This window comes from uncultured Metabacillus sp., from assembly GCF_947503125.1.
Lineage (GTDB): Bacteria > Bacillota > Bacilli > Bacillales > Bacillaceae > Metabacillus.
In genome coordinates this window covers 1-7,364 of record NZ_CANNCR010000107.1, presented here as the reverse complement: position 1 = coordinate 7,364, position 7,364 = coordinate 1, and the positions used below count along the sequence as shown (strand labels likewise).

Sequence of the window (7,364 nt, the reverse complement as noted above, 5' to 3'; positions counted from 1 at the left end):
GGCAAGCCTTTTTTTTATGCAGTCAGGCTCTGCACATTTTTGCTGCAGAACTCTGTACTTTTATTTTGCAATAAACACGCTTAATTTCTTTGGGGTACCAGTTTGGCCCATTAACCAAATATTTTCCTCATCACTGTTTATGATTTCGTAGATATTATTCCCCCACCTAAGACTGCTACCTTCACACAATTCGAGAGTTTCAATTTCTAATAAATCCTCACGGGTAATATTTCTTTTGATATTCGAGTATACTTCCTGAGTCAATTTATCGGGATAAAGAAGGAACTTCTTAAAGTCAGTAATCTCGAAATTATCCAAATCACAAAAGATCTCGTTCGTAACAATAAGGTAGTAAACATTATCAGATGTGATATTTTTAGGAAGTGAAAGGATTAAATCATAAATTGAGATTCCTGGATTTTTTTTAATTTCACAAAATATTACTTCCTTCGCTTCATCAGGGACTTTACCTTTTGGGTCGTTTAGGTAGTCCTCCAAGAACTTGATATTATTAAGTCTCTCCCAAATAATTTCCCGGTCAGAACGAACTCTAAAGGACAGTCCAAGCTCTTTTGCATATGTTTCGGCAGGTGGACATCTCCAAAAATTATTTTCATCTTTGTAATATCGTTCTGGATTCTTTTTCTCCAAATCAATTAACTCATTTTCAGTTTTCCATTCTTCCCAACCAATCCAATCATTCTTTATCACAAAAAAGTCTGGTGTATATTGATGTGTCTTCTTGCTCTTCTTTCCTTTATATGTAATTTCAAATGAAGGTGGCTGATCATAATATTCAATAACATTCTCATCTAATTCATTTTCATATATCCCGGCCAATTCGACGGTGTGACTTTCAAACTGGATCGTCACACCCATTTTTCTGCTGGGATAAAAACCCGAAACGTTTTTTTTACGGCTATCAACCTTTCGGGATGGATCACCATTACGAATTTCCCCGATTATTTCTATTGCACTGCTGCTTAGCTTCTTCCGGTCAGCCCAATGTTTAAAATGTTTTATCATTTATGTCCACCTCGATTGTTGTTTTTTTAAAAAATTGTAATCAAACGACAATTTTAACGCAAAGTTATTGATGTATTTTTTATCATCATTGTCGTATATCCAATTTTTATGCCTAATAGTCTAAAAATTCAATTTCATTATAAGCCAAGTTAATATACCTTGTAAAATAATAAAATGTCCCAATAAATAAAAATATTTTTATTGATAAAAATAGGTTTTTTTAATAATCTTAAAAATATCAAAAAATATAATAAAGGAGGAAAGATAAATGAAAAATACGTTAGGAACAATTGTCAGAGCTCTCCGAAAAGAAAAAAAACTTACCCTAAAAGAACTTGGCAATTTATCGGGTGTAAGTTTTTCCCAAATAGCCAAAATAGAGAGAGGGGAGCATATTCCATCACGAAAAACCACAAAAAAAATTGCGGATGCATTGTGTTATGAACAGGAAAAACTATTAAAACTTGCAGGGTATATACCGGATTATAAAAAAGAACTAGAAATTTCACCAATCGATAGATATAAAGCACTCTTAAAATATAATGGAACTTGTCAAATTTGTGGTGCCCAAGCACCTAATATCCCAATAGAAGTGACTCATATTAATCCTAAAACCAATGATGGTAGTTTTAACTCTAACAACTTAATTACCCTATGCAGCAATTGTCTCATAGCAAGAGAGCAACTAATAAAGGAAGAAGGTATAGAAAAAGACCTTTTAACTAAAAATAAATCTTTACGTTAGTAGGTTATTAAATTCATCTATTACCTTTTTTAACTCGATATATCGATTCCTAATTTCCTTTTCTTGTAATACCCTCTCACCCATTATCGCCTCTATTTTGCGATAACTTGGATACTGATTTTCTTGGATAAGGGAAAAAAATGTTTGTTCAATTTTCCCAGATATATCAAGGAACCGGCTATTTTTCTTATTTGCGATATGTTCTTTATTATGAGAAATGATTGCTTGGCATTGCTCAGGAAAAACCTTGGATAGCAATTTTCGATCACAGCCAACAATTTGAGCAATTTCTTTAATTGAAATATTATAACCATTATTAATAATTAAAGATAAAAATCCCCCTATCTCCTGATAATTAAGTTGCTTCTTATTCATTTTAACGATGTTATTTTCCCTTCCATAGAACAATTCGGTCATTTTTCCTCTTTTCAAAAAGAATTCTTCCATTGATAATCCTAAAATTATACAAATATCTAAGATAGCATTTATTGTGGGACGATTGATTCCATTTAACCAATACCTAAAGGTGGTATTACTAAATCCTAACGTGTTTGCTGCTGCCGAAGTACTACCTCTAAAAAAATTATGTACTGCCCAATTTAATGAAGAGATACAATTTTCCCGCTTAAGAAGAATGACTTCATCTCTAATTACCCAATTAAGAAGATCCCTAATTAAAATAACTGTATCTAATGACTGATTCACTTGTTCTCCTTCTAAAAGTTTGTTCTGGTTACTTTCACCTAACCAATTTAGACATTTGGAACAGTAACCAGGATTTGAGGATCTGTCTAGAAAATAAGGATTAGTCTTACAAAATGGACATTGTTCTATTAAATTCACTTTATGTCTTGGGCAAACTTTAACTGCTTGAATGCTCCATATTAAAGGTTCATATATCTCTCCTTGCAATTTCATTTCTTCTAAACAATCAGGACACCAAGCTTTTTTGTTTCTTGAAAGTCCTCTTGTAGGAAACACTTCAGCAAGGCTTAGTAAAGTAGTATTCTCTAAATCATTTCTGGTAGTTAGCCTTTCCATAACACTTACAAAGTCATTTGCCATCTGGCCGACTCCATTTATTGCATTGGAGGATTTATAAAAACCATCTCCTCCTTTAATTGCAATATTTTTCAAATAAGTTTTATCTAACTCTTGTGTCAATATCTTTTTCACAATCGTTCCGACAAGTACCGTATGTCTATTTGCAAGTCTGTTTATATAGCTAGTAAGTGATTCTATGTACGGTGTATTCATACCTTCTGGTTCAATGTTAAAAAGACGGCTCCTACTATCCGATCCATTCATATCTAGGCTCCTCCAAAATTAATTAATTCAATTTTGGACAAAGCTCTATTCATTTATTCAATAAATAAAGAGATAAATGTTTCTTTTTTATTACATTGATTCCACTAGATATGCTCCTTTACGGTTGATTTCATTCTAATTTCTCACTAAAATAATCATTTTCATATGTTATTCTGTTCCAAACCTTATACTTTTCATATCTTAAACAAACTTCTTAATCCCCTTTTATTCTTTGAGTTTTCTAAAAGTAATTTAGATAAATTACCTATCGTATCTGTTAATTCACTTTCAAACTCTATTGTATTATCATCCGTACCTGTATGTGCGTGAACTAGTTCGTGTACTAGCGTTCCAGCAAAAGATTGAATATTTCTCAACTCACTTCGTTTAATAATAATTCTTCTGTTTGAGAGTTCCCACAATCCCGCTGCGTCATTACCTGTATAATTATCGGGTCGCATTGTTTCAGAAACCACAATACTATGTACAACATTTTTTGTTTTAGGAAACCATTCGAGAATTGTATCTTTATATGCAAATATTTCTTTCTCTTTTTTGCTTAAATTTTTCACATCTACAATATCAAATTCAAATTTTTCATTCCACTCTTCAGCATAAATATCTATATTTCTAAAGCTATTTCCATTTAAATCTGTACTATTTCCAAGTTTACTAGCTAACGAATCCGGTACAGTTATTATTCTTATCCCTTCATCTTTAGCATAATTTAGGTATTTTCCACCTTCCATTAAATCATATGCCGTTGCGAACAACACCTTTTCTTGACTACTTAATATTTTACAAGCGTGGAGCTGAACATCAATCCACTGTAATTCATCGTGCGAACTTCCTGTTTGAATTTTTTGCAGATCGACTACCAATTTACTTGCAAAAGTGGAACTAGAGCATTCTAATAGTATTGATTTTATCCGATCAGTATAAGCACTTCTTCCCACATTTGTTCTTTCTCGGTTCAAGGATTGTAGCAACTTCTTCGTTAAGGACGTTATATTATAAGAAAACAACATATTATCTTCTTCTGCTACACAAATTCCGTTTACATAAATCCTTGAGCGTTTCTTTTTATTTTCAATAAGAGATCCATACTTAGTCTCTTCGATTTTCTTTTCACCAGAATACATTAAAAAGAAATCTTTTGCCTTCTCAATATCTTCATCTTTAAGACCTGTAAAAATAAAATCTGTACCAACCATATTAGGCTCAGATGGTTTATTGACTATCGCGTGCAAGGTAATAACATCATCGAAGTCCTCTTTTGGTAATTTTTCTATGGTGATGTCACTAAATTTTGATTTAATAAAAATCCCAATTTTCCTTCTATCGAATGTTGCTAATGCATCTTTTAAACCAACACCGAATTTTCCTATTACTTGGTTTGGATTTTTAACCTTCTCTAAATTTTCATTTTGCGTTAAATGTTCATATTTTAATCCCCTTCCAAAATCTTTAATATGCCATTTTCCTTCTTGATCTTTAAAAATTTTCGGCTCCTCAGTATTTGTTAAATTCGATTCATCCAATGCATTTGCTATAATTTCTCTTAAAGCGTGAGGGACTGCCCAGTGTTCCAAGACTTTCTCTATATTTAAGTCAAATTTTTTCATATCTAATCTCCTATAATAAATATAGTATTTATTAATTAATGAATTTTAAATAATTTAAACCTTCGCCATATTTATTCTATGCCATCTATATAATAGGTAGAAACCTTCGGTTCTCCCCATACAAACCCTTCCTTAACCATCAATGTTTTAGAACTTTTCAATCTACCATTAGGATCTTTTTCAATCCAATAATAATATTTTACCCTTCTATCAGGCCTTAAAGATTCATAATTTAGATCCTTAGTAATTTCAGTAGGAGGTCCCCACCTTGAATATTCAATGTTTTCTTCGGCCATACCATTGTATGGCTCAGTATTTCTCAATTTTCCCCGTTCTTTTGCTAATTTCACATCTATTATATTTTAAATTTCATTTTCATATGTTTCTACTATGTTCTTCTTTTCTTCAGGTAGAAACAAATAATTTTTTAGTGCAAGAACATAAGCATCGGCTTTTTCAAAATTACCTTTTGCTAAAAAAACTTCTATCTCTCTCATCATAATTTCTACGATCTCTTCAGCTTTCTGTCTGGAATCTCTAAAGCTAGGTATCTCACCAAAACCTTCAAGAGCGTATACATAATCTTTTTTGTTATAGAAATCTTCTGATGCTGAATACATTTCGAATTGTTTCACATAATTATCAATATTAAGTATGTAATAGAGGATCCAGCACAAAAGCAACATAGCTGCAACCAACAGAAAACTCCTCAACACTTTATTTTTAAGTACTTCTTTATCTTGGAATACATCTTTAATCACGTATGATAATTCCCTTCTTTTAATTCCTCTAATACAATTTTACTAAGAAATATGGAAATAATCACCTATAATACACACATTAGTATTAATAATATTTATATTCACTTATGACTAATAACCTAGATCATTCTTTTTTTCAAAAAATTGTTAAACTTTGTAATTTATTAGGTTTATAATTGATATATAGTTCATTAAAAGGGGGAATAAAATTTGAAACTTCATAGTTTAAGGATTCAGGGATTAAGAAAACATCTTGATACCACAATAAATTTTGGTGCTAGCACTTTCTTGATTGGACAAAATAACATAGGCAAAAGTACAGTGTTTAAAGCATTAGAGTATTTGTTAACTGATGTTAGAAAATTGGATGATAGTGAAGAGTTTTTTAGTATTCTAAACGAATCTTTAAACGAAAATGAATTAATCACAGACAAAATTATACTTACTGCTGAATTTAGAAACTGTCCCGAAGAAGCAAGAACCTGGAAGGGGCTCAAGGGAAGAGTTTTTACATATGATAATACAAATTTCCCGAATGAAACTGGGTATCGGATTTTTTATAGAAAAACATTTGTAAAAGGGGCAAATGTAAAAATAGAAATGAAACAGTTACAGCGAAATTTAAAACCTCGTTTTGCTCAATGTCGGACGCTTGATGATTATATCCAAAATGGACTAGCCGAAGAGTTAATAAATGAAGAGTTTCCTACTCTTGAAAGAAGTAAGAATTTAACACCAACACAAAAATCACAAATTCTGACCTTAGATGAATTATACGATATTAACGAAGAGTTAGAAGAATGGTTCTTAAATCCAGGAGGTATTCCCGGTAATGTTTTATCTCGACTACCCAACTTTCTTTTAATACCTGCTCAAGATAAAATTGATGAATTATCCGGAACTAGCGGTGCATTGGTCAAGACATTAAATAATCTTTTTGAAGAAGTACGAAATGCTTCACTGAACTTCCAAGAAGCACAAAGACACCTAGAATTGCTACAACAAGAACTAGATCCTCACGATGAGACTAAAGAGTTTGGAAGAATGATGAACCAACTTAATAATATACTCGATGGTGTATTTCCAAATACTAAATTACTTGCTGCTGCCAGTTTAACAGATGCAAATAGAAGTATTAGACCCGTTTTTGAAGTTAAAATGAGTAGTAACGTTCACACAAAGGTTGAGAAGCAAGGTACGGGTGTTATTAGATCGGCAGTTTTTGCGATGTTAAGGTATAGAAATATGCGTGAGAATGCACAAGGATCTCCTCCTCTAATTATTGGATTTGAGGAACCAGAAATATATCTACATCCTAACGCAGCCCATCAATTGCGGGACACAATTTATGAATTGGCAAGTACAGCTAACAATCAAATTGTTTGTACCACACACTCACCTTTTATGATTGATTTGGGAAGAAAAGCTGAGCAAGTTTTAAATCATTTTTCTATAATACCTTTCACAGTGACTCATCGTGGGGATGAATTTGATATTTATAAGGTAAAATCAAACCCGTTTAATATTACAGAAGCCTATCGCAATCTAACAGATGAAGATAAAACCTTTGTTAAAATGATTGTTCGAATTGACGATCATATGGCAAAAATATTCTTTGTAGATAATGTTCTAATAGTTGAAGGAGATACTGAAGATATTGTTATCAGGGAGACACTTAGAAGAATGCCTAACGAAGTAAGAAAAGATATACTTCATAACTGGCACGTAGTAAAAGCAAGAGGGAAAGCGACTATAATTTCACTAGTTAAGTACTTTAATGCTATGGGATTGCACCCTTTTGTCATTCACGATAAGGATACTGGTGTTACTGACGCTCTATAATGACAAGAAATTGATGAAATACTTTGTCCATAATCTGACGGAATTATTGGCCGGAAG

At 32.0% G+C, this 7,364-nt stretch carries 7 protein-coding genes; 2 read left to right on the top strand and 5 right to left on the bottom strand.

All coding sequences use genetic code 11. From position 1 onward, the window contains the following. Positions 1-60: 60 nt before the first annotated feature. Positions 61-1,026, bottom strand: coding sequence for a TnsA endonuclease N-terminal domain-containing protein (locus Q1B07_RS25815; protein ID WP_299095424.1), 966 nt, complete (start codon positions 1,024-1,026; stop codon positions 61-63). 268 nt (positions 1,027-1,294) lie between these two features. Here Q1B07_RS25815 and Q1B07_RS25810 point away from each other — a divergent pair, with 268 nt between their 5' ends. Continuing rightward, a complete protein-coding gene (locus tag Q1B07_RS25810) occupies positions 1,295-1,771 on the top strand; it encodes a helix-turn-helix domain-containing protein (RefSeq protein ID WP_299095425.1) in 477 nt (158 codons plus the stop codon). On the opposite strand, the gene Q1B07_RS25805 is transcribed toward Q1B07_RS25810, so the two are convergent. The 4 genes from Q1B07_RS25805 to Q1B07_RS25790 form a co-directional block, all read right to left on the bottom strand. Then, on the bottom strand, positions 1,763-3,079 hold the full coding sequence (locus tag Q1B07_RS25805) for a TniQ family protein (RefSeq protein ID WP_299095427.1): 1,317 nt from the start codon (positions 3,077-3,079) through the stop codon (positions 1,763-1,765). The two genes, Q1B07_RS25810 and Q1B07_RS25805, sit on opposite strands and share 9 nt — an antisense overlap. A gap of 194 nt (positions 3,080-3,273) precedes the next feature. After that, the gene (locus Q1B07_RS25800) at positions 3,274-4,704 is read right to left on the bottom strand and encodes an ATP-binding protein (protein ID WP_299095429.1); all 1,431 of its coding nucleotides are present in this window, start codon (positions 4,702-4,704) and stop codon (positions 3,274-3,276) included. 71 nt (positions 4,705-4,775) lie between these two features. After that, positions 4,776-5,027 (bottom strand): hypothetical protein, encoded by a 252-nt coding sequence (locus Q1B07_RS25795; RefSeq protein ID WP_299095431.1) that lies wholly within the window; start codon positions 5,025-5,027, stop codon positions 4,776-4,778. Between the two features lie 39 nt (positions 5,028-5,066). After that, entirely contained in the window at positions 5,067-5,465 is a 399-nt protein-coding gene (locus Q1B07_RS25790) for a hypothetical protein (RefSeq protein ID WP_299095434.1), read from the bottom strand. A 210-nt stretch (positions 5,466-5,675) separates the two neighbouring features. On the opposite strand from Q1B07_RS25790, the gene Q1B07_RS25785 reads away from it, so the two are divergent. Next, the gene (locus tag Q1B07_RS25785; RefSeq protein ID WP_299095436.1) at positions 5,676-7,307 is read left to right on the top strand and encodes an AAA family ATPase; all 1,632 of its coding nucleotides are present in this window, start codon (positions 5,676-5,678) and stop codon (positions 7,305-7,307) included. Positions 7,308-7,364 lie beyond the last annotated feature (57 nt).

Excerpts from the sequence above, each read along its gene's own strand:
- Q1B07_RS25805 (WP_299095427.1), bottom strand. The coding sequence starts at position 3,079 with ATGAATGGATCGGATAGTAGGAGCCGTCTTTTTAACATTGAACCAGAA.
- Q1B07_RS25810 (WP_299095425.1), top strand. The coding sequence starts at position 1,295 with ATGAAAAATACGTTAGGAACAATTGTCAGAGCTCTCCGAAAAGAAAAA.
- Q1B07_RS25800 (WP_299095429.1), bottom strand. The coding sequence starts at position 4,704 with ATGAAAAAATTTGACTTAAATATAGAGAAAGTCTTGGAACACTGGGCA.
- Q1B07_RS25815 (WP_299095424.1), bottom strand. The coding sequence starts at position 1,026 with ATGATAAAACATTTTAAACATTGGGCTGACCGGAAGAAGCTAAGCAGC.